Origin of the sequence: Proluteimonas luteida, assembly GCF_021191695.1 — a bacterium.
Taxonomy (GTDB): domain Bacteria; phylum Pseudomonadota; class Gammaproteobacteria; order Xanthomonadales; family Xanthomonadaceae; genus Luteimonas; species Luteimonas luteida.
Genome location: NZ_JAIWPT010000002.1, coordinates 62,228 through 84,020, shown reverse-complemented (window position 1 = coordinate 84,020; position 21,793 = coordinate 62,228). Strand labels below are relative to the sequence as shown.

The following is a 21,793-nucleotide window of genomic DNA, read 5'->3' as shown; positions in this document are numbered from 1 at the left end:
TTCCCCCGCTCGCGGGGGAAGGGTTGGGATGGGGGCGATCGCTCGCGCTGAGCTGGATTTGCCGGCCCTGGAGCCCCCTCATCCGGCCCTTCGGGCCACCTTCTCCCGTGAGCGGGAGAAGGGCAAAGCCGGTCCCGCATGGCGCGATCGCCCTTCCCCCGCTCGCGGGGGAAGGGTTGGGATGGGGGCGGCCGCTTGCGAGGAGCTGGATTTGGCGGCCCTGAAGCGCCCTCATCCGGCCCTTCGGGCCACCTTCTCCCGCGGGCGGGAGAAGGGGTGAAGCTGGTCCCAGCACAGCCTGATCGGCCTTCTCTCCCGCGGGTGGGGGCAGGGTGAAGCCCAGCCTGTTCTCGCTTGGCTCCGGAGGAGCGCGCGATCCCCGCAGCCGCGACCGATACGTGCCCGATTCCAGAAACCCGCACCTCCTGGATGCTGCATCGCAGCATGACGATTCCGTAAAGACCATGTGATGCCGTCGTTCAGGTCCAAAACGTGTCCAATCTCAAAATTTGAGACGAAACAAACGCTTGTGGATAAAGCTTGAACAAGTCTCTGAAGATTGCCGCAAGTCATTGACGGGACTGGCGAAATTCGCCGGAAAAAGCTGTTGACAACCCTGTGGGTGGGTCATAAGGTGGCGACTCGTGGGGAAACCGGGAATTTTGTGGTTTTCCAGCGCTGAAGCCCGCCGAAGACGGGTAACCCAGGCAGGACGGACGTGTTCCAGGGCGAGACCGCCATCACCATCGACGACAAGGGCCGGCTGGCGATTCCGACCGCCTACCGGGACGTCGTCGCGCGTGAATGCGGGAACCGCCTGGTCCTGACCTACAACCCGTTCGACGCGGGCAGCCTCTACCTGTATCCGGAATCGGTCTGGGAAGGCATCCGCGACAAGGTCAACGCGCTGCCGCGCACCCGCTCCACCAACCGCACGCTGCAGCTCAAGCTGGTCGGCGCGGCGATGGTCGTCGAGCCCGACGGCAGCGGCCGCATCGGCATCCCCGCCAGCCAGCGCAACACCGTGGGCATCGAGCGCAAGGCGGTGCTGGTCGGCATGGGCGAGAAGTTCGAACTGTGGAGCGAGCAGGCCCACCAGGCGCAGATCCGGCAGACGCTCAGCGACGCCGACATGGACGGCGACGACCTCGTCGGATTGCAACTGTGACGGGCGGTGGCGCGGATGCCCCGTCCGGCCACCTCCCGGTGCTGTACACGCAGGTCATCGACGGACTGCGTGTGCGCGAGGGTGGTCGCTATCTCGATGGCACGTTCGGGCGCGGCGGGCACGCGCGTGGCGTGCTGGAACGGCTTGGGCCTGGAGGCCGGTTGCTGCTGATGGACAAGGACCCGGACGCGATCGCGGTGGCTGCGCAGACCTTCGGGACCGACCCGCGGGTCTCGATCCGTCGCGGCAGTTTCGCCGACCTCGCGCACTGGGACGCCGTCGCCGAGGCCGGCCTGGACGGCGTGCTGTTCGACCTGGGCGTGTCGTCGCCGCAGCTCGACGTCGCCGGCCGCGGCTTCAGCTTCGGCAAGGACGGCCCGCTCGACATGCGCATGGACCCCGACAGCGGCGAGAGCGCGGCACAGTGGCTGGCACGTGCGTCCGAGGCGGAAATCGCCGACGTGCTGTGGACCTGGGGCGAGGAGCGCCTGAGCCGGCGCATCGCCCGGGCGATCGTCGCGCGCCGGGCCGAGGCGCCGTTCGAACGCACCGCGGACCTGGCGGCGGTGATCGCCGGCGTCGTGCCGCGCGGCAAGCCCGGGCGCAAGGAGACGCACCCGGCGACGCGTTCGTTCCAGGCGATCCGCATCCACGTCAACCGCGAGCTGTCGGACCTGGAAACCGGTCTCGACGCCGCCCTCGCCGCGCTGCGGCCGGGCGGCCGGCTCGCGGTGATCAGCTTCCACTCGCTGGAGGACCGCATCGTCAAGCGCTTCATCGCCGGCCATGCGAAGGCGCCGGCCGGCAATCGCCGCCTGCCGGAGATCACCGGCTTCCGGCCGCTGCTGCGCAGCGTCGGCGACGCGCGGAAGGCCGACGACGCCGAACTGCAGGCCAATCCCCGCGCGCGCAGCGCGGTGCTGCGGGTGGCCGAGAAGCTCGACCTGGAGGCCGCCGCATGAAACTGCGCCACCTGGTCTTCGCCGTGCTGCTGATCGCCAACGTCATCACCGCGATCGGCGTGGTCTACGCGCGCCACGACTACCGGCAGCTGTACATCGAGCTGACCCGGCTCGAGCGCGCGCGCGACGAGCTCAACATCGAGTTCGGCCGGCTGCAGCTCGAACAGGCGACGGTGGCGATGAGCAACCGCGTCGACCAGGTCGCGCGCGAGCGCCTTGGCATGCGCTTCCCCGAGACCGCCGAGATCGTGGTGGTGCGGCCATGAAGTTCGTCCGGGCCCGCGGCGGTCACGCCAAGAAGCCGCGCAAGCGCGCGCAGTTCGACCTGCGCAAGCGCCTGGCGCTGGTCGCCGGCGCGCTGGGCCTGGGCGCGGCGGCGCTGGTGGTGCGCGCGGTCGACCTGCAGCTGATCGACAATGCCTTCTACCAGCAGAAGGCCGACGCGCGCTTCCGCCGCGAAGTGCCGATCCCGGCCTCGCGCGGCATGATCACCGACCGCAACGGCGAGCCGCTGGCGATCTCCTCGCCGGTCGAATCGCTGTGGGCCAATCCGCAGGAACTGAGCAAGCATCCCGACCGCCTGCCGGAACTGGCCGAGGCCATCGGCGTGCCGTTGGACGACCTGTCGCGCGCGGTGTCGCAGCGCGCCGACAAGGAGTTCATGTACATCCCGCGCCACCGCCGCATCAGTCCGGCGGCGGCCAAGCGCATCCTCGACCTCGGCGTGCCCGGCGTGTTCTCGCAGCGCGAGTACCGGCGCTTCTACCCGCAGGGCGAGGCGATGGCGCACGTGCTGGGCTTCACCAACATCGACGACCGCGGCCAGGAAGGCGTCGAGCTGGCGTTCGACGACTGGCTGACCGGCAGGCCCGGCGCGCAGAACGTGATCCGCGACCGCCACGGCCGCATCGTCGAGCACGTCAGCCTGGTGCGCGCCGCCGAGCCGGGCAAGGACCTGGTGCTGAGCATCGACCGTCGCATCCAGTTCCTGGCCCATCGCGAGCTGCGCCGCGCGCTGGAGGAGACCGGCGCCAGCGCCGGCTCGATCGTGGTGCTGGAAGTCGCGACCGGCGAGGTGCTGGCGATGGCCAACCTGCCGACCTACAACAACAACCGCGTCACCGGCGAGAACCGCGACGCGCACCGCAACCGGGCGGTGACCGACCTGCTCGAGCCGGGCTCGACGATGAAGCCGATCACCGTCGCCGCCGCGCTGGAGAAGGGCGTGATCACGCCGACGAGCACGTTCAACACCAGCCCCGGCTGGATTCCGAACGGTCGCTTCCGGACCAGCGATTTCCGCAACTACGGCGTGCTCGACACCACCGGCATCATCACCAAGAGCTCCAACGTGGGCTCGGCGATGATCGTGCACAAGCTCGACAACCGGTACTTCTACGAATTCGTGCGCAGCTTCGGCTACGGGCAGAGCACCGGCAGCGGATTCCCGGGCGAGGCCGCCGGGCTGTTCCCGGACCCTTCGCGCTGGAGCGGCACCAGCAAGCAGGGCATGTCCTACGGCTACGGCCTGTCGGTCACGCCGATGCAGATCGCGCGCGCCTACGCCACGCTCGGCAACCACGGCCGCGCGTTGCCGCCGACCTTCGTCAAGGGCGGCACCGGCGAGGCGCGCCAGGTGCTGTCGCCCGAGGTCGCCGACGAGGTGGTGCGGATGATGCAGACCGTCACCGAACCGGGCGGCACGGGCACGCGCGCGGCGATCCTGGGCTACCACGTCGCCGGCAAGTCGGGCACCGCGCGCAAGGCCAGCGGCGGCGGCTACGCGCGTCGCTACGTCGCGTTCTTCGCCGGCCTGGTGCCGGTGGAGAACCCGCGATTCGCGATGGCCGTGGTCATCGACGATCCGGACACCTCCAAGGGCGGTTCGACCTACGGCGGCGGCTACGTGTCCGCTCCGGTGTTCCAGCGGGTGATGGACGGCGCGCTGCGGCTGATGGACGTGCCGCCGGACGACATCGAGACCTGGCTGGCCGCGCAGGCCGCGGCCGAGGCGCGCCAGGCGCGCGCCAATCCGCGTCCGGCCACCGCCGCGCAGCCGGGAGCCGCCCGATGAACCGCGCGATGCTGCTGTCCGAGCTGCTGCCCGATGTCACCGTGGTGCCGGTCGACCTGGCGGTCACCGGCCTGGTGCAGGACAGTCGCGCGGTGCGACCCGGCGACGCCTTCGTGGCGATCGGCGGCTTCGGCACCCACGGCCTGCATTTCGTCGAGCAGGCCCGGGCCGCCGGCGTCGGCGCGATCCTGTTCGAGCCGCCGGTGCCCGCCGACGTGCCGGCGCCGCCGGCCGATGCGATCGCCGTGCCCGGCCTGCGCGCGCGCATGGGCGCGATGGCCGACGCATTCCACGACCGGCCCTCGCGGGCGATGGCGATGGTCGGCGTCACCGGCACCAGCGGCAAGACCTCCACCGTGCAGCTGCTGGCGCAGGCGCTGGAGGCCGTCGGCCGTCGCGCAGGCACCATCGGCACGCTCGGCGCGGGCCTGCATGGCGCGCTCGAGCCCAACGGGTTCACCACGCCGCTGGTGCTGCAGACCCATGAGCTGCTGGCACGGCTGCGCGATGCAGGCGCGCAGGCGGTGGCGATGGAAGTCAGCTCGCACGCGCTCGACCAGGGCCGCGTGGACGCGGTGCACTTCGACGTCGCGGTGTTCAGCAACCTCACCCGCGACCATCTCGACTACCACGGCGACATGGCCGGCTACGGTGCCGCGAAGGCGAAGCTGTTCGCACGCGACGGCCTGCGCGCGGCGGTCATCAACACCGACGATGCGTTCGGCGCGACGCTGCCGGCGCAACTGGCCACCGGCGTGCGCGCGATCACCGTCAGTGCCTCGGGCCGCGACGCCGCGGACGTCGCCGCGCACGACATCGTGCTCGGCGATCACGGCTTGGCGTTCACGCTGCGCATCCACGGGCAGTCGCTGCCGGTGCGCTCGCCGCTGCTCGGCCGCTTCAACGTCGACAACCTGCTGGTCGCCGCCGGCGTGCTGGATGCGCTGGAGCACGACGCCGCGACGATCGCGCGCGTGCTGGCGACGCTGCAGCCGATCCCGGGGCGCATGAACCGCCTCGGCGGCGGCGAAACGCAGCCGCTGGTGGTCGTCGACTACTCGCACAAGCCCGACCCGCTGCAGCAGGCGCTGCAGTCGCTGCGTGGCCACCTGCGCGGCGAACTGGTCGTGGTGTTCGGCTGCGGCGGCGAGCGCGACACCGGCAAGCGGCCGCAGATGGCGGCGATCGCCGAGGCCCAGGCCGACCGCGTCGTCGTCACCGACGACAACCCGCGGCGCGAGGACGGCGACGCGATCGTCGCCGGCATCATGGCCGGCTTCGCCCATCCCGAACGCGTCACGGTCGAGCGCGACCGCGGCCGCGCGATCGCCGATGCCATCGCCGCGGCGAAGCCGGGCGACATCGTGCTGATCGCCGGCAAGGGCCACGAGCCCTACCAGGAGATCGACGGCGTGCGGCATGCGTTCGACGACCGCCTGGTCGCGCAGGCCGCGCTGGATGCGCGCGGAGACGGGGAGGGCGCTGCGACGCCGCACAGGGATGTGCAAGGGCCGCGACCGCAGGATGCGGAGGAGCGGCCGTGACCCCGCTGTCGCTGGCGCGGATCGCGCAACGGGTCGGCGGCCGCCTGCACGGCGCGGGCGACGACGTGCGCATCGATGCGGTCGTCACCGACACCCGCAGGCTCGATGCCGCCGATCCGCGCGGCCTGCTGTTCGTCGCCCTGCAGGGCGAGCGCTTCGACGGCCACGACCACGTCGCGCGCGCGGCGCAAGCCGGCGTCGCCGCGGCACTGGTCGCGCGGCCGCTGGACGTGGCGCTGCCGCAGATCGTCGTCGCCGATACCGAACAGGCGCTGGGCGCGCTGGCCGCGTCGGTACAGGGCGCGCGCGAAGCACTGGTCATCGGCATCACCGGCAGCAACGGCAAGACCAGCGTCAAGCAGCTGGTGGCGTCGATCCTGTCGCGCCACGCGCCGACCTGTTTCAACCCCGGCAACCTCAACAACGAGATCGGCCTGCCGCTGTCGGTGCTCGATGCGCCCGAAGACGCGCGCTACGCGGTCTACGAGATGGGCGCGGGCAAGCCCGGCGACATCGCGTACCTGACCGCGATCGCGCGGCCGCGCATCGCCCTGGTCAACAACATCGCGCCGGCGCACATGGCGCGCATGGGCAGCCTGCTCGGCATCGCCGACACCAAGGCCGCGATCTACGACGCGCTGCCGGCCGACGGCACCGCGGTCATCAACGCCGACGATGCCTTCGCCCCGTACTTTGCCGAGCGCGCGCATGGCCGCCGGCTGCTGCGCTTCGGCATCGACGCGACCGCCGACATCGCCGCGCGCGACGTCCGCGGCGGCGACGGCGACACGCGCTTCCGGCTGGTCACGCCGGCGGGCGAGGCCGACGTCGCGCTGCCGTTGCCGGGCCGCCACAACGTACGCAACGCGCTGGCCGCGACCGCGATCGCGCTGGCGGCCGGCGTGCCGCTGGCGACCATCGTCGCCGGCCTGTCCTCGGCCGAAGCGGTCGCCGGACGGCTGGCGCGCCACCGCCTCGGCAACGGCGCGCTGCTGATCGACGACAGCTACAACGCCAATCCCGGCTCGCTGCACGCGGCGATCGACACGCTGGCCGCGGCCGGCGGCGAGCGCTGGCTGGTGCTCGGCGACATGCGCGAGCTCGGCAGCGACGGCGCCGCGATGCACGCCCAGGCCGGCGTGCGCGCGAAGGCCGCCGGCATCACCCGGCTGTACGCGCTCGGTCCGCTGAGCGCGTACGCCGCCGATGCCTTCGGCGAGGGCGCGCGTCATTTCGAAACCCATGACGAACTGATCGCCGAACTCGCCAGCGACCTGTCAGCCGGAGTGCTTTCTCCAATCCCGAATCACGAATCCCCAATCACGGTTTTGATCAAGGGCTCCCGCGGCAGCGCGATGGACCGGATCGTCACCGCGCTGCTCGAAGCGGAAGGAACAACACACGATGCTGCTTGAACTCGCCCGCTGGCTGCAGGGACTGGACGACTTTTTCGGACTGTTCCAGTACATCACCTTCCGGGGCATCCTGGCCGCGCTGACCTCGCTGCTGCTGTCGCTGTGGCTGGGGCCGGCGGTGATCCGGCGCCTGGGCCAGCTCAAGGGCGGCCAGCCGATCCGCCAGGACGGGCCCCAGTCGCACTTCTCCAAGGCCGGCACGCCGACCATGGGCGGCGCGCTGATCCTGATCACGGTGCTGCTGACGGTGCTGCTGTGGGGCGACCTGCGCAACAAGTACGTGTGGGTGGTGCTGGCGGTGATGATCGCCTTCGGCGCGATCGGCTGGTACGACGACTGGATCAAGATCGTGCGCCGCGACCCCAACGGCCTGAAGTCGCGCTGGAAGTATCTGCTGCAGTCGGTGTTCGGCCTGGCCGCGGGCCTGTTCCTGTTCCACACCGCCGACGTGCCCGCCGCGACCACGTTCTACATTCCCTTGTTCAAGGCGGTGGCGCTGCCGCTGGTCTCGGTGACGTTCGTGGCGATCGCCTATTTCTGGATCGTCGGCTTCTCCAACGCGGTCAACCTGACCGACGGCCTCGACGGCCTGGCGATCATGCCCACGGTGCTGGTGGCCTGTGCGCTGGGCGTGTTCGCCTACGCCTCGGGCAACGCGGTGTTCTCCAGCTACCTGCAGATCCCGCAGGTGCCGGGCGCCGGCGAGCTGGTGATCATCTGCGCGGCGATCGCCGGCGCCGGGCTCGGCTTCCTGTGGTTCAACACCTATCCGGCGATGGTGTTCATGGGCGACATCGGCGCGCTGGCGCTGGGCGCGGTGCTCGGCACGATCGCGGTGATCGTGCGCCAGGAACTGGTGCTGGTGATCATGGGTGGCATCTTCGTCATCGAGACGCTGTCGGTGATGATCCAGGTCGCGTCGTTCAAGCTGACCGGCAAGCGCGTGTTCCGGATGGCGCCGATCCACCACCACTTCGAGCTCAAGGGCTGGCCGGAGCCGCGCGTGATCGTGCGCTTCTGGATCATCTCGGTGATCCTCGTGCTGGTCGGCCTGGCCACGTTGAAGGTGCGCTGATGGCGACGACCTGGGACAGCAGCGGCGTCCGCCAGGCCACCCGCCTGGACGACATCCATGGGCGCTTCGACCCGTGGCTGGTCGGCGTCGCCATCGCCATCGCCACGCTGGGCATCGTCATGGTCGCGTCGAGCTCGATCGCGATCGGCGAGGACATGGGCGTCGGCCGCTACTACTTCCTCAGCCGCCACCTGGTGTTCCTGGCGGCCGGCATCGTGCTCGCCGCGCTGGTCATGCGCACCGAGCTCAGGACCATCGAGAAGTACGACCGCCTGGCGCTGGTCGCCTGCGTCGCCCTGCTGCTGCTCGTATTCGTGCCCGGGCTCGGCCGTACGGTCAACGGCGCGCACCGCTGGATCAACCTGGGCGTGTCCAACTTCCAGGTCGTCGAGGCGGTCAAGGTCATCTACATCGTCTGGCTGGCGAGCTACCTGGTGCGCTTCCGCGACGAGGTCAACGCGACGTGGCCGGCGATGATCAAGCCGCTGGGCGTGGCGATCGTGCTGGTCGCGCTGCTGCTGCTGCAACCGGACTTCGGCTCGGCCTCGCTGCTGCTGGCGGTGACCGCCGGCATGCTGGTGCTCGGCGGCGTGCACCTGCCGCGCATGGCCGCGCCGGTGGTCATCGGCCTGCCGCTGTTCGCGTTCGTCGCGATCCTCGAGCCCTACCGGCTGCGCCGCATCACCTCGTTCATGGATCCGTGGGATGACCAGCTCGGCGCCGGCTACCAGCTCAGCAACGCGCTGATGGCGGTGGGCCGCGGCGAGTTCTCGGGCGTCGGCCTGGGCGCGTCGGTGCAGAAGCTGTCGTACCTGCCCGAGGCGCATACCGACTTCATCTTCTCGGTGCTGGCCGAGGAGCTGGGCTTCGTCGGCGTCTGCCTGGTGGTCGGCCTGTTCGTCGCGCTGGTCGGGCGCGCGCTGTGGGTCGGCCTGAAATGCGTGGAGATGCGGCGCCATTTCGCCGGCTACTGCGCGTTCGGCGTGGCGCTGATGATCGGCCTGCAGAGCCTGGTGTCGATCGGCGTCAACCTCGGCCTGCTGCCGACCAAGGGCCTGACCCTGCCGCTGGTGTCGTCGGGCGGCTCCAGCGTGATGATGACCTGCGTCGCCATCGGCCTGCTGCTGCGCGTGTCCTACGAGCTCGACCGCGCCCAGCGCCAGGTCGCGCGCCTGCGCGGCGAAGCGCAGCCGGCCGAACCGGCCGCCGGCCCGCCGCCGCCGACCGCGCAGCCGCCGCTGCCCACCGACAACCGCCGCGGCACCAGCCGCCTGCGCCAGCGCGCCGAACCGACGTTCGGCACAGGGAGTTCCGCATGATCCGCCGCCTGCACCAGACCCGTGGCCTGTCGAAGGAGGACTTCGCCAAGGTCTTCTCGCGGGTCCATTTCGTCGGCATCGGCGGCACCGGCATGAGCGGCATCGCCGAGGTGCTGTGCACGCTGGGCTACAAGGTGTCGGGCTCGGATACCGCCGACAGCGCGGCCACCCGGCGCCTGGTCCGGCTCGGCGCGACCGTGCATCGCGGCCATGCCGCGGCCAACGTGCTGGGCACCGACTGCGTGGTCGTCTCCAGCGCGATCCGCCACGACAACCCGGAACTGATGGAGGCGCGCGCGCAGCGCATCCCGATCGTGCCGCGCGCCGAGATGCTGGCCGAGCTGATGCGCTTCCGCCGCGGCATCGCCGTCGCCGGTACCCACGGCAAGACCACGACCACGTCGCTGACCGCCAGCGTGCTGGCCGAAGGCGGCATGGACCCGACGTTCGTCGTCGGTGGCCAGTTGCTCGCCGCCGGCGCCAACGCGCGCCTGGGCAGCGGCGACTGGCTGGTGGCCGAGGCCGACGAGAGCGACGGCAGCTTCCTGCGCCTGAATCCGCTGATCGCGGTGGTCACCAACATCGACGCCGACCACCTGGAAAACTACGGCGGCGACTTCGCCCGGGTGCAGGCGGCGTTCTCCGAGTTCCTGCTGCGGCTGCCGTTCTACGGCCTGGCCGTGCTGTGCATCGACGACCCGGAGGTGGCGAGGCTGACCGTCGACCTGCCGCGCCACGTGATGACCTACGGCCTGTCCGACGAGGCCGACATCCGTGCCGAGAACATCCGCCAGGACGGCGCGGCGATGCAGTTCACGCTGTGCCTGCCGGAGAACACCCGGATCGAGGCGCGCCTTGCGCTGCCCGGCCACCACAACGTGCTCAACGCGCTGGCCGCGGCCGCCGTCGGCTGGCAGCTCGGCGTCGCACCGGAGGCGATCGTCGCCGCGCTCGGTAGCTTCGAGGGCATCGGCCGCCGCTTCAACCTGCTCGGCGAGATCGTCACCCCGCAGGGCGCGCGCGTGCAGCTGGTCGACGACTACGGCCATCACCCGAAGGAACTGGCGGCGGTGTTCTCCGCCGCGCGCGGCGGCTGGGGCGACCGGCGCCTGGTCGTCGCGTTCCAGCCGCACCGCTACAGCCGCACCCGCGACCTGTTCGACGATTTCGCCGGCGTGCTGTCGGACGTCGACGCGCTGGTGCTGACCGAGGTCTATCCGGCCGGCGAGGCACCGATCGCAGGCGCCGACGCCAAGTCGCTGGCGCGGGCGATCCGCGCGCGCGGCCGCATCGACCCGGTGGTCGTCAACCGGCCCGACGAGCTGGCCGGTGTGCTGCCCGACATCCTGCGCGACGGCGACCTGCTGCTGATGATGGGCGCCGGCGACATCGGCGCGACCGTGCAGCAGCTGGTCGCGCAGGGCTTCGCGGAGGCGCCGCGATGAGCGCCGTGCTGCCGCCGCCGCGCTTCACCGATCCGGCCGTGTTCGGGCGCGTCGCCGTGCTGCTCGGCGGTCCCGGTTCCGAGCGCGAGGTCTCGCTGGATTCCGGCAACGGCGTACTCGCCGCGCTGCGCTCGCGTGGCGTCGACGCGCACGCCGTGGATGGCGTGCCCGCGCTCGCGCGCGAGATCGTCGCCGGCCGCTTCGACCGCGTGTTCAACATCCTGCACGGCGGCGACGGCGAGAACGGGGTGGTGCAGGGCCTGCTGCAGGCCTTCGGCATCCCCTGCACCGGTTCCGGCGTGCTCGGCTCCGCGCTGACGATGGACAAGATCCGCACCAAGCAGGTGTGGATGGCCGCCGGCCTGCCGACGCCGCGGTTCGAGCGGCTGCCCGCCGGCGCCGACCTGCGCGCCGCGGCCGAGACGCTGGGCTATCCGGTGTTCGTCAAGCCGGCATGCGAGGGTTCCAGCGTCGGCGTGTTCCGGGTGCTGGCGGCCGACGACCTGCCACCGGCGATCGAGTTCGCCGCCGGCTACGCCGGCGAGCTGCTGATGGAGCAGATGGTTCAGGGCGACGAGCTCACCGTCGGCATCCTCGGCGACGTCGCACTGCCGTCGATCCGGATCGTGCCCGCGGGCGAGTGGTACGACTACCACGCCAAGTACATCGCCGACGACACCCAGTACCTGTGCCCGGGCCTGTCGCCGGCGGACGAGGCGGAGATCGGCGCGCTGTCGCTGGCCGCCTTCCGCGCCGCCGGCTGCGAAGGCTGGGGCCGGGTCGACCTGATGCGCGACGTCGAGCGCGGCTACCAGCTGATCGAGGTCAACACCGCGCCGGGCATGACCGGCCACTCGCTGGTGCCCAAGGCGGCGGCGCAGGTCGGGCTCGACTACGCCGGGCTGTGCTGGCGGGTACTCGAATCCACCGTGCCGGCGGAGGTGATCACGCGATGAGCCAGGCCTTGGGCGCGACATTGCGGGTACTGACCTGGCTGCTGGCGATCGCGCTGGTGGCGCTGCCGGTGATCGCGGTCGTCAACGGCTGGATCGGCGCCGAGCGCTGGCCGTTGCGCGTGCTGCGGGTCAACGACGGGCTGCAGCAGGTCGACACCGCGCGCCTGCGCGAGACCGTGCTGCCGCATGCGCAGCGCGGCTTCTTCGCGGTGCGCCTGGCCGACGCCCAGCGCGACGTCGCGCGCCTGCCGTGGGTCGCCGGCGCCGACGTGCGCAAGCACTGGCCCGACGTGCTGGAAGTACGCATCGACGAGCACCGGCCGTTCGCGTACTGGGGTGAGGACCGCCTGCTGTCCGACCAGGGGCGGCTGTTCTCGGCCGAGGGCATCGATGCGCCGGCGGGCATGCCGCGGCTGCACGGCCCCGACAGCCGGGTCCAGGACGTGGTCGCGCTGTACAACGAATCGCGCGAGCTGTTCGCGCCCGGCGGCTTCGAGGTCGCCAGCGTCACCCTCGACGAACGCGGCAGCTGGTCGCTGCGCCTGTCCAACGGCGTCGACATCGTCGTCGGCAGCCATGAGGCGCGGCTGCGGCTGGCGCGTTTCGCGCGGATGCTGCCGCGCCTGCTGGCGCAGAAGCCGCAGCCGCTCGAACGCGCGGACCTGCGCTACACGAATGGCTTCGCCTTGGTGTGGGGCGAACGGCAGGGGCCCGAGACCGGGGGGCAGGGGCCAGGGAGTGCCGCAGTCCGGTCGATCGCCGCACGGGCACCGGTTCCCAGCCCACTCGCCGTCCCGGCAACACATTCGCACCCTCGTCATTCCCTCCCGGCCCCTGGCCTCCGGCCCCTGGACCCCATCCCCGCATGAACCGCAAAGGCGACAAGACCCTCATCGTCGGACTCGACATCGGCACCTCGAAAGTGGTGGCGCTGGTCGGCGAGTACTCGCCCGGCAATCCGATCGAAGTCATCGGCATCGGCAGCCACGAATCGCGCGGGCTCAAGCGCGGCGTGGTCGTGGACATCGAGTCGACCGTGCAGTCGATCCAGCGCGCGATCGAGGAAGCCGAGCTGATGGCCGGCTGCGAGATCCGCTCGGTCTACGCGTCGATCTCCGGCAACCACGTGCAGTGCCGCAACTCGCCGGGCATCGTGCCGATCCGCGACAACGAGGTGACCTGGGCGGACCTCGACCGCGTGCTCGACGCGGCCAAGGCGGTGGCGATCCCGGCCGACCAGAAGATCCTGCACGCAATCCCGCGCGAGTACGTGCTCGACGACTCGCAGGAAGGCATCCGCAACCCGGTCGGCATGACCGGCGTGCGCCTGGAGGTGCACGCGCACCTGGTCGTCTGCGCGCAGTCGGCCGCCGCCAACATCAGCAAGTGCGTGCAGCGCTGCGGCCTCGCGATCGACGACCTGATCCTGTCGTCGCTGGCCTCGAGCACCGCGGTGCTGACCAGCGACGAGCGCGAACTGGGCGTCGTGCTGGTCGACATGGGCGCGGGCACGACGGACCTGGCGGTGTTCGTGCAGGGCGCGATCTGCCACACCGCGTCGCTGCCGATCGCCGGCGACAAGGTCACCGAGGACATCGCGCACATGCTGCGCACGCCCACGCCCGAGGCCGAGCAGATCAAGGTCCGCTACGCCTGCGCGCTGGCGCAGCTGGCGACCTCGGAAGAGTCGATCCAGGTGCCGAGCGTCGGCGACCGGCCGCCGCGGCGGCTGCCGCGGCAGTCGCTGGCGCAGGCGGTGCAGGCGCGCTACGAGGAGATCTTCGAGATGGTGCAGGCCGAACTGCGCCGCTCGGGCTTCGAGCAGCACGTGCGCGCCGGCATGGTGCTCACCGGCGGCGCCTCGAAGATGGAAGGCGTCGTCGAGCTGGCCGAGGAAATGCTGCAGATGCCGGTGCGCGTGGGCATCCCGCAGCACGTCACCGGCCTGGGCGAGGTGGTCGGCAACCCGGTCCACGCCACCGGCGTGGGCCTGCTGCTGATGGGCAGCCAGATCGAACATCCGCGGCGCCCGGTGATCTCCACCGGCCGCGCCGGCGGACTGCTGAAGAAGTTGAAGACGTGGTTCAACGGCGAGTTCTGACGAACTCGCCGGAGGTCGGGGGCCAGGGGCCAGAGATCAGGGAAAGGCGAGGGTTCCAAGGACGGAAAGCAGGCGAGGCAGAGGCAAGCGAAGCGACAAGGCGGCAAGGCGGCAAGGCAATACACAACTAGAAATCGCCGGTGGAACCGACGGCCTGCCAGGAGCTTTTCCCTGGCCTCTGGCTTCCGGCCCCCGGCCCCACAACGAGGACACGGACATGGCACATTTCGAACTGGTCGAGAAAATGGCTCCAAACGCGGTGATCAAGGTCATCGGCGTCGGCGGCGGCGGCGGCAACGCGGTCGCGCACATGGTCAACAACAGCGTCGACGGCGTTGAGTTCATCACCGCCAACACCGACGCGCAGGCGATCAAGAACTGCGGCGCCAAGCTGCAGCTGCAGCTCGGCACCAGCGTCACAAAGGGCCTGGGCGCGGGCGCCAACCCCGAGGTCGGCCGCCAGGCCGCGCTCGAGGATCGCGAAATCATCATGGACGCGCTGCAGGGCGCCGACATGGTCTTCATCACCGCCGGCATGGGCGGCGGCACCGGCACCGGCGCCGCGCCGGTGGTCGCGCAGCTGGCCAAGGAGATGGGCATCCTGACCGTCGCCGTGGTCACCAAGCCGTTCCCGTTCGAGGGTCGCCGCCGCATGCAGGTCGCGCTCAAGGGCATCGAGGAGATGAGCCAGCACTGCGACTCGCTGATCACCATCCCCAACGAGAAGCTGATCACCGTGCTCGGCCGCAACGCGACCATGATCCAGGCCTTCCGCGCCGCCAACGACGTGCTGCTGGGCGCCGTGCAGGGCATCGCCGACCTGATCGTGCGTCCGGGCCTGATCAACGTCGACTTCGCCGACGTGCGCACCGTGATGTCGGAGATGGGCCTGGCGATGATGGGCACCGGCAACGCCCGCGGCGACGACCGCGCGCAGGCCGCGGCCGAGTCGGCGATCCAGAACCCGCTGCTCGACGACGTCAACCTGGCCGGCGCCAACGGCATCCTGGTCAACATCACCGCCGGCGCGGACTTCACGATGGCCGAGTTCGACGAGGTCGGCCGCACCGTCGAGAACTTCGCCAGCGAGGACGCCACCATCGTCATCGGCACCGTGCTCGACCCGGACATGCAGGACGAGGTCCGCGTGACCGTCGTCGCCACCGGCCTGAACCAGGCCTCGGTGCGCGGCAGCGGCTACAACGGCGACAGCGCCGGCCGCGGCAAGCCGCAGGTGCAGCTGATCAGCAACAACACCCGCGGCGTGCGCGACGGCACCACCGGCATGTTCATCGACGAAGGCGACGCCGTGGCCCCGCACAGCCCGGGCCACAGCATCGCCGCGTCGCTGCGCGGGCACGCGCAGGGCGGCGGCCAGGCGGCGACGCGCGGCAGCGATGCCGGCGATGCGCCGAAGGTCGCGGATTTCGGCAGCGACAGCAGCTATCTCGACATTCCGGCGTTCCTGCGCCGGCAGGCCGACTGATGGCGCGTATCGTGCGGCCGTCCCTGGCGCAACGATCGATGCTTCGGGCTGCCCGGCCCGTCCATCCATGGCCGGGCGCTCCCCGCCGCGCGAGGCAGTGCCTCGCGAGCGCGGCGCTCGCCCTGCGCCGGCAGGCCGACTGAGCCGCGGTCCGTTCCGTCCTCGCAACATCCGGCGACGCGTCGTCCGCGCATCGTCGTTTTCGTCCACCGCGCCAACCGGCCCGGTGGACAGTTTTCGACCGCGCCGCACGGCGGTCGGCGCGACTCCGGCGAACGGAGACGCTTTCATTCAGGTTCAGCGGATGCCGTGATAATCTGCAACGCGCCCGTCACACAGGCGCCTGCAAAAACGGCCTGACGGCCCCGCCCGTGGCGGGTTCCGCCGCATTTCGCCTTGCAGTTCCCCCATTCCTGCGGATCCCATCCCGATGCCCCGGCAACGCACCATCAAGAACGTGATCCGCGCGACAGGCGTCGGCCTGCACAGCGGCGAGAAAGTGTTCCTGACCCTGCGCCCTGCGCCGCCGGACACCGGCATCGTGTTCCGCCGCGTCGATCTCGACCCGGTGGTCGACGTCCCCGCCGACGGCCGCCTGGTCACCGAGACCACGCTGTGCACCGGCCTGAGCCGCGGCGAGGCGCACGTGCAGACCGTCGAGCACCTGATGTCGGCGCTGGCCGGCCTCGGCATCGACAACATCCACGTGGAGCTGTCCGCGGCCGAAGTGCCGATCATGGACGGCTCCTCGGGCCCGTTCGTGTTCCTGCTGCAGTCGGCCGGCATCGTCGAGCAGGACGCGCCCAAGCGCTTCATCCGCATCCTGCGGCCGATCGAGGTGCGCGAGGGCGACAAGATCGCCCGTTTCGAGCCCTACGACGGTTTCAAGCTCGACTTCACCATCGCCTTCGACCATCCGGCGATTCCCGTCGGCCAGTCGCGCGCCGAGGTCGAGTTCTCGACCGACGCCTACATCCGCGAAGTCAGCCGCGCGCGCACGTTCGGCTTCATGCGCGACCTCGAATACATGCGCGAGCGCAATCTGGGCCTCGGCGGCTCGATGGACAACGCGATCGTGCTCGACGAGTTCCGCGTGCTCAACGACGACGGCCTGCGCTACGCCAACGAATTCGTGCGCCACAAGATCCTCGACGCGGTCGGCGACCTGTACCTGGCCGGCCACCCGATCCTCGGCCTGTTCAAGGGCTACAAGTCCGGCCACGCGCTCAACAACAAGCTGGTCCGCGCGCTGCTCGCCGAGCAGGACGCGTGGGAGCAGGTCAGCTTCGACCAACAGGCGCCGTCGCCGGTCGTCTACGGCGTGCCCGCCGCCGCCTGAATCCGCGGGCACTCCCGGCGGCGTGCGCGCCGTTTCCCTGCGATCCCTCCCGGCCCTGCGCACCGCACGGGATGCAACGTAGGAGCGCCCCCTTTGGGCGCGACCCGCAGACGATCTCCCTGCGACTTCTCGCCGCCGCGCGCCCGTTCGCGGCCATGGGCCGCTCCTGCGGTCGGTGTTCGTGGTCCGGACCGATACCCGCCTCATGGCGTGACACCAATCCGGATTTATCGAAAAATTAACAATTCAACCCCGCAGAATTAATTGCGAGTTAACTTCCCCGGCGCCCATGGCAAGTAGGATGCCTGCTTCGCGCGGCCTTCACGACGCCTTGACGTCGTCGAATGGCCGCCGGAGATCAGGATCCTTCCGGGTCTGGTGTCGATCCATCGTCCGGCGTCCGCAGCGACGCCAATGCCGCCCGCAAGGCTTCGCGGGCGACCGGCGATGGCGCGGCGGCAGGTGCCGGATGCCGCCCACCGTCGGTGGGTCGCAACGGCGCGGTGGCGGTCCTGACCACGATGTCGCTGACATCCAGCCCGATGGACCGGGCGGCGTCGAGCAGCACGTCGGCCGACAGGCGCAGCCTGGCGTGCCAGATGGGCGAATCGACGAGGAACACCAGCCTGTTGCGGTCGACATTGGCCAGCCGCGCATGCGGCGCCAGCGCCGGCGGCAACAGGGGAACGAGGCGGCGGTCCAGTGCGTCGAGCCAGATGGCGCGACGGATCGGATCCGCCGACGCGCCATCCAGCAATGCGTCGAGCGCCGCCGTGGGAGCGCCGATGCGGGACGGCTGGGGTTTGGACCGGAAATCAGACATTGGAACCATGACTGTACAGACCTTGTTGAATGATATGCGTGGCCGCCTGGCGCAAGTGGCCCGCGGCACCCGCGCACGTGCGGCCGAGAAGCCGGTCTCGATGGCCATCGTCATTGCCGCCGCCGGCATGTTCGCCGCCGGCGCGATGAACGCAGCCGAGATGGCGCGCCTGCAGGACGTGGCCGCGGCGCATGAAGCCAGCCTCGAACAGACCCGCCGCGAGGCGCAGCGCGAGATCAACGCGCTGGCCGCGCGCATGGGCGAGCTGCAGGCCCAGGCCAACCGCCTCAACGCGCTGGGCGACCGCCTGGCGCGCGGCGCGGGCCTCGACGGCGGCGAGTTCGATTTCGACCGGCCGGTCGGCCTCGGCGGTACCGAGCCGGTCAGCGACATGCCGGCGCGCAAGCTGACCGACGGCATGCAGGCGCTCGACGTCGACCTGGCGCATTCCGGCCAGCAGCTGTCGGTACTCGAGGCCCTGCTGTTCGACCGCAAGCTGGAGCAGAGCGCCATGCCGTCGCGCTCCCCGGTCGCCAGCAGCTTCATGACCTCGGGCTACGGCTATCGCGCCGACCCGTTCGGCGGTGGCGGCCAGTTCCATCGCGGCATCGACTTCGACGCCCGCACCGGCGACCCGGTGATGGCCGTCGCCGACGGCGTGGTCAGCTATTCGGGCGTGCGCGGCGGCTACGGCAACGTGGTCGAGGTCGACCACGGCAACGGCTACGTGACCCGCTATGCGCACAACTCGCGCAATGTCGCCAGGGTCGGCGACCTGGTCCGCGCGGGGCAGGAGATCGCCAAGGCCGGCTCCACCGGCCGCTCGACCGGCGCCCACGTGCATTTCGAGGTGTGGGAGAACGGCCGCGTGCAGAACCCGCGCCAGTTCCTCGGCGACATGGGCGTGAGCCGGCAGTAATCCGGCGCGTCGCGAAAAGCCCCTCACCCGCCTTCGGCACCCTCTCCCGCCAGCGGGAGAGGGGACAGCGTTGAATCCGCTTGGAGCCCCAGGCGCGCGACAATCCCACCCCACCTCTCCCGTTTACGGGAGAGGTCGACGCGCGCAGCGCGTCGGGTGAGGGCGGCTTCCTCGTTCCGGCCCTGCGCGGCACAGCCGCTTCGGGCGCTCGGGGCGCCACAAGGCAATGCCTTGTGAACGGCGCCCCTCGCCCCAAGCTACAATGCGCGTTGCCAATCGAAAGGGCGCCCGGCGCCCTTTTTTCGTTGCGGCCGCCGGCGCCTGCGCCGTGGCCGCGTTCCGATTCCAGACTTCGGTACTCCAATGCTCAATCGCCTGCTCACCAGTGTCTTCGGTAGCCGCAACGACCGTTTCATCAAGCAGCTGCAGAAAGTCGTCGAGAAGATCAACGCGCTCGAGCCGCAGATGGAGGCGTTGTCGGACGCCGAACTGCAGGCCAAGACCCCCGAATTCAAGAGTCGCATCGCAGGCGGCGAGACCCTCGACAAGCTGCTGCCCGAGGCCTTCGCGGTCTGCCGCGAGGCCAGCCGCCGCGTGCTGGGCATGCGCCCCTACGACGTGCAGCTGATCGGCGGCATGGTGCTGCACATGGGCAAGATCGCCGAGATGCGCACCGGCGAGGGCAAGACCCTGGTCGGCACGCTGCCGACCTACCTCAACGCGCTGGAGGGCAAGGGCGTCCACGTCGTCACCGTCAACGACTACCTGGCCCGCCGCGACGCCGCGCAGATGGGCAAGCTCTACAACTGGCTGGGCCTGTCGGTCGGGGTGATCTGGCCGGGCATGCCGCACGGCGAGACCAAGCGCGAGGCCTACCAGGCCGACATCACCTACGGCACCAACAACGAGTTCGGCTTCGACTACCTGCGCGACAACATGGCGCTGTCGAAGGCCGACCGTTACCAGCGCGGTCTCAACTACGCGATCATCGACGAGGTCGACTCGATCCTGATCGACGAGGCGCGCACGCCGCTGATCATCTCCGGCCCGGCCGACGACTCCCCCGAGCTCTACATCAAGACCAACCGCGTGGTGCCGGCGCTGGTGCGCCAGGAGACCGAGGACGGCGAGGGCGACTACTGGGTCGACGAGAAGGGCAAGCAGGTGCACCTGTCCGAGGCCGGCCAGGAACATGCCGAGGAACTGCTGCGCAAGGCCGGCATCCTCGAAGGCGACGACAGCCTCTACGCGCCGCAGAACATCCACGTCGTCCACCACCTCAACGCCGCGCTGCGCGCGCACGCCATCTACCAGCGCGACGACCACTACATCGTCCGCGACGGCGAGGTCATCATCGTCGACGAGTTCACCGGTCGCACCCTGCCGGGCCGGCGCTGGTCCGACGGCCTGCACCAGGCGGTCGAGGCCAAGGAAGGCGTGCCGGTGCAGCGCGAGAACCAGACGCTGGCCAGCATCACCTTCCAGAACCTGTTCCGCATGTACAAGAAGCTCTCGGGCATGACCGGCACCGCCGACACCGAGGCTTTCGAGTTCGAGAGCATCTACGGGCTGGAAGTGGTGGTGATCCCGACCCACCGGCCGATGATCCGCAAGGACGCGCCCGATGCGGTGTTCCTCAACCGCGCCGGCAAGTACCGCGCGGTCGCGCGCGCGATCCAGGAAGCGCACGAGCGCGGCCAGCCGGTGCTGGTCGGCACCACGTCGATCGAGGTCTCCGAGCTGCTGTCCGAGCACCTGCGCAAGGAAGGCATCGCCCATGAGGTGCTCAACGCCAAGCAGCACGAGCGCGAGGCGCAGATCATCGCCCAGGCCGGCCGCCCGGGCGCGGTGACCATCGCCACCAACATGGCCGGCCGCGGCACCGACATCGTGCTCGGCGGCTCGCTGGAGGCCGAACTCGCGGCGATCGAGGCCGAGACCGGCGCGCCGGTCGACGAGGCCACGAAGACCCGGCTCAAGGCCGAGTGGCAGCAACGCCACGACGCGGTCAAGGAAGCCGGTGGCCTGCACATCCTCGGCACCGAGCGCCACGAGTCGCGGCGCATCGACAACCAGCTGCGCGGCCGCTCCGGCCGCCAGGGCGACCCGGGTTCCTCGCGCTTCTACCTGTCGCTCGAAGACAACCTGATGCGCATCTTCGCCGCCGACTGGGTGCAGAAGGTCATGGCGCGCATGGGCCTGCAGGAGGACGACATCATCGAGTCGCCGCTGGTCACCAAGCAGATCGCCAACGCGCAGCGCAAGGTCGAGGCCCACAACTTCGACATCCGCAAGAACCTGCTCGACTTCGACGACGTCAACAACGACCAGCGCAAGGTCATCTACGGCCAGCGCGACGAACTGCTCGACGCCGACAGCGTCAAGGACAACATCGACGGCATCCGTGCCGACGTCGCCGCCGACATCGTCGCCCGCTACGTGCCGCCGCAGTCGATCGACGAGCAATGGGACCTGCCGGGCCTGGAGTCGGAGCTCGAACGCGAGTTCGGCGTGCGCCCGGGGCTGGTGGAGCTGGCGGCCAGCAGTAAGGAGCTCGATGCCGAGCAGATCGCCGAGCACGTGCAGAGCGAGATCGACCGCGTGTTCGCCGACAAGGAAACGCAGCTCGGTCCCGAGACGATGCGCATGCTCGAGAAGCACATCATGCTCAACGTGCTCGACCAGGGCTGGAAGGAGCACCTCGGCCGCATGGACTACCTGCGCCAGGGCATCCACCTGCGCGGCTATGCGCAGAAGCAGCCCAAGCAGGAATACAAGCGCGAGGCGTTCATCCTGTTCTCCGAGATGCTGGACAAGGTCAAGCAGGACGTGGTCACCATGCTGGCGCGCGTGCGGGTGCGCAGCGAGGAGGAGATCGCCGCGCTGGAGGCCGCGGAGCGCCGGCAGGTTGAGGCCAAGCTCAACCAGGCGCAGTTCCAGCATGCCGACTCCGGCGGCTACGGCGCCGACGAGGAAGCCGACGACGTGCGCGCCGCCCAGGGCGGCGCTCAGGCCGCAGTCGCGCAACAGGCGCCGATCGTCCGCGACGGCAACAAGGTCGGTCGCAACGACCCGTGTCCCTGCGGCAGCGGCAAGAAGTACAAGCACTGCCACGGACAGCTGAGCTAGCCGGCTGCATGCTCACCGGAACCGCCGCGCAAGCGGCG

Annotated in this window: 16 protein-coding genes and 1 pseudogene; 16 read left to right on the top strand and 1 reads right to left on the bottom strand. The window is 70.3% G+C overall.

Going from position 1 to position 21,793, the window contains the following annotated elements:
• The first annotated feature begins 718 nt into the window (after positions 1 to 718).
• The 14 genes and pseudogenes from LDO26_RS02355 (at position 719) to lpxC (ending at position 16,884) form a co-directional block, all read left to right on the top strand.
• Positions 719 to 1,168, top strand: a complete 450-nt coding sequence (locus LDO26_RS02355) for a division/cell wall cluster transcriptional repressor MraZ (protein ID WP_232129467.1) — start codon at positions 719 to 721, stop codon at positions 1,166 to 1,168.
• Positions 1,165 to 2,130: a 16S rRNA (cytosine(1402)-N(4))-methyltransferase RsmH gene (gene rsmH, locus LDO26_RS02350; protein ID WP_232129466.1), complete on the top strand. Its 966-nt coding sequence runs from the start codon at positions 1,165 to 1,167 to the stop codon at positions 2,128 to 2,130. Before LDO26_RS02355 ends, rsmH begins: the two co-directional genes overlap by 4 nt.
• Positions 2,127 to 2,396: a cell division protein FtsL gene (gene ftsL, locus LDO26_RS02345; protein ID WP_435594017.1), complete on the top strand. Its 270-nt coding sequence runs from the start codon at positions 2,127 to 2,129 to the stop codon at positions 2,394 to 2,396. The genes rsmH and ftsL overlap by 4 nt, the downstream gene beginning before the upstream one ends.
• Positions 2,393 to 4,204, top strand: a complete 1,812-nt coding sequence (locus LDO26_RS02340; RefSeq protein WP_343226148.1) for a peptidoglycan D,D-transpeptidase FtsI family protein — start codon at positions 2,393 to 2,395, stop codon at positions 4,202 to 4,204. Before ftsL ends, LDO26_RS02340 begins: the two co-directional genes overlap by 4 nt.
• A complete protein-coding gene (locus tag LDO26_RS02335) occupies positions 4,201 to 5,748 on the top strand; it encodes a UDP-N-acetylmuramoyl-L-alanyl-D-glutamate--2,6-diaminopimelate ligase (protein WP_232129465.1) in 1,548 nt (515 codons plus the stop codon). The genes LDO26_RS02340 and LDO26_RS02335 overlap by 4 nt, the downstream gene beginning before the upstream one ends.
• Positions 5,745 to 7,163 carry a UDP-N-acetylmuramoyl-tripeptide--D-alanyl-D-alanine ligase gene (locus LDO26_RS02330; protein ID WP_232129464.1) on the top strand — a complete coding sequence of 473 codons (1,419 nt, stop codon included), beginning with the start codon at positions 5,745 to 5,747 and terminating at the stop codon, positions 7,161 to 7,163. Before LDO26_RS02335 ends, LDO26_RS02330 begins: the two co-directional genes overlap by 4 nt.
• A complete protein-coding gene (mraY, locus tag LDO26_RS02325) occupies positions 7,153 to 8,238 on the top strand; it encodes a phospho-N-acetylmuramoyl-pentapeptide-transferase (RefSeq protein ID WP_232129463.1) in 1,086 nt (361 codons plus the stop codon). Before LDO26_RS02330 ends, mraY begins: the two co-directional genes overlap by 11 nt.
• Entirely contained in the window at positions 8,238 to 9,557 is a 1,320-nt protein-coding gene (ftsW, locus tag LDO26_RS02320) for a putative lipid II flippase FtsW (RefSeq protein WP_232129462.1), read from the top strand. The genes mraY and ftsW overlap by 1 nt, the downstream gene beginning before the upstream one ends.
• Complete coding sequence (murC, locus tag LDO26_RS02315) at positions 9,554 to 11,002, top strand: UDP-N-acetylmuramate--L-alanine ligase (protein ID WP_232129461.1); 1,449 nt, start codon at positions 9,554 to 9,556, stop codon at positions 11,000 to 11,002. The genes ftsW and murC overlap by 4 nt, the downstream gene beginning before the upstream one ends.
• A complete protein-coding gene (locus LDO26_RS02310; protein WP_232129460.1) occupies positions 10,999 to 11,958 on the top strand; it encodes a D-alanine--D-alanine ligase in 960 nt (319 codons plus the stop codon). The genes murC and LDO26_RS02310 overlap by 4 nt, the downstream gene beginning before the upstream one ends.
• An 8-nt stretch (positions 11,959 to 11,966) precedes the next feature.
• Positions 11,967 to 12,827, top strand: coding sequence for a cell division protein FtsQ/DivIB (locus LDO26_RS02305; RefSeq protein WP_232129689.1), 861 nt, complete (start codon positions 11,967 to 11,969; stop codon positions 12,825 to 12,827).
• Positions 12,824 to 14,059, top strand: coding sequence for a cell division protein FtsA (ftsA, locus tag LDO26_RS02300; protein ID WP_232129459.1), 1,236 nt, complete (start codon positions 12,824 to 12,826; stop codon positions 14,057 to 14,059). The genes LDO26_RS02305 and ftsA overlap by 4 nt, the downstream gene beginning before the upstream one ends.
• Positions 14,060 to 14,276: 217 nt before the next feature.
• A pseudogene (ftsZ, locus tag LDO26_RS02295) lies at positions 14,277 to 15,243 on the top strand (cell division protein FtsZ); the annotation flags it as partial.
• A gap of 732 nt (positions 15,244 to 15,975) precedes the next feature.
• The gene (gene lpxC, locus LDO26_RS02290) at positions 15,976 to 16,884 is read left to right on the top strand and encodes a UDP-3-O-acyl-N-acetylglucosamine deacetylase (protein WP_232129457.1); all 909 of its coding nucleotides are present in this window, start codon (positions 15,976 to 15,978) and stop codon (positions 16,882 to 16,884) included.
• A gap of 358 nt (positions 16,885 to 17,242) precedes the next feature.
• On the opposite strand, the gene LDO26_RS02285 is transcribed toward lpxC, so the two are convergent.
• The gene (locus LDO26_RS02285) at positions 17,243 to 17,707 is read right to left on the bottom strand and encodes a DciA family protein (RefSeq protein ID WP_232129688.1); all 465 of its coding nucleotides are present in this window, start codon (positions 17,705 to 17,707) and stop codon (positions 17,243 to 17,245) included.
• 34 nt (positions 17,708 to 17,741) lie between these two features.
• Between LDO26_RS02285 and LDO26_RS02280 the strand changes: the two genes are divergently transcribed.
• Entirely contained in the window at positions 17,742 to 18,626 is an 885-nt protein-coding gene (locus tag LDO26_RS02280) for a M23 family metallopeptidase (protein ID WP_435594016.1), read from the top strand.
• 363 nt (positions 18,627 to 18,989) lie between these two features.
• Positions 18,990 to 21,755: a preprotein translocase subunit SecA gene (gene secA, locus LDO26_RS02275; protein WP_232129456.1), complete on the top strand. Its 2,766-nt coding sequence runs from the start codon at positions 18,990 to 18,992 to the stop codon at positions 21,753 to 21,755.
• Positions 21,756 to 21,793: the final 38 nt, after the last annotated feature.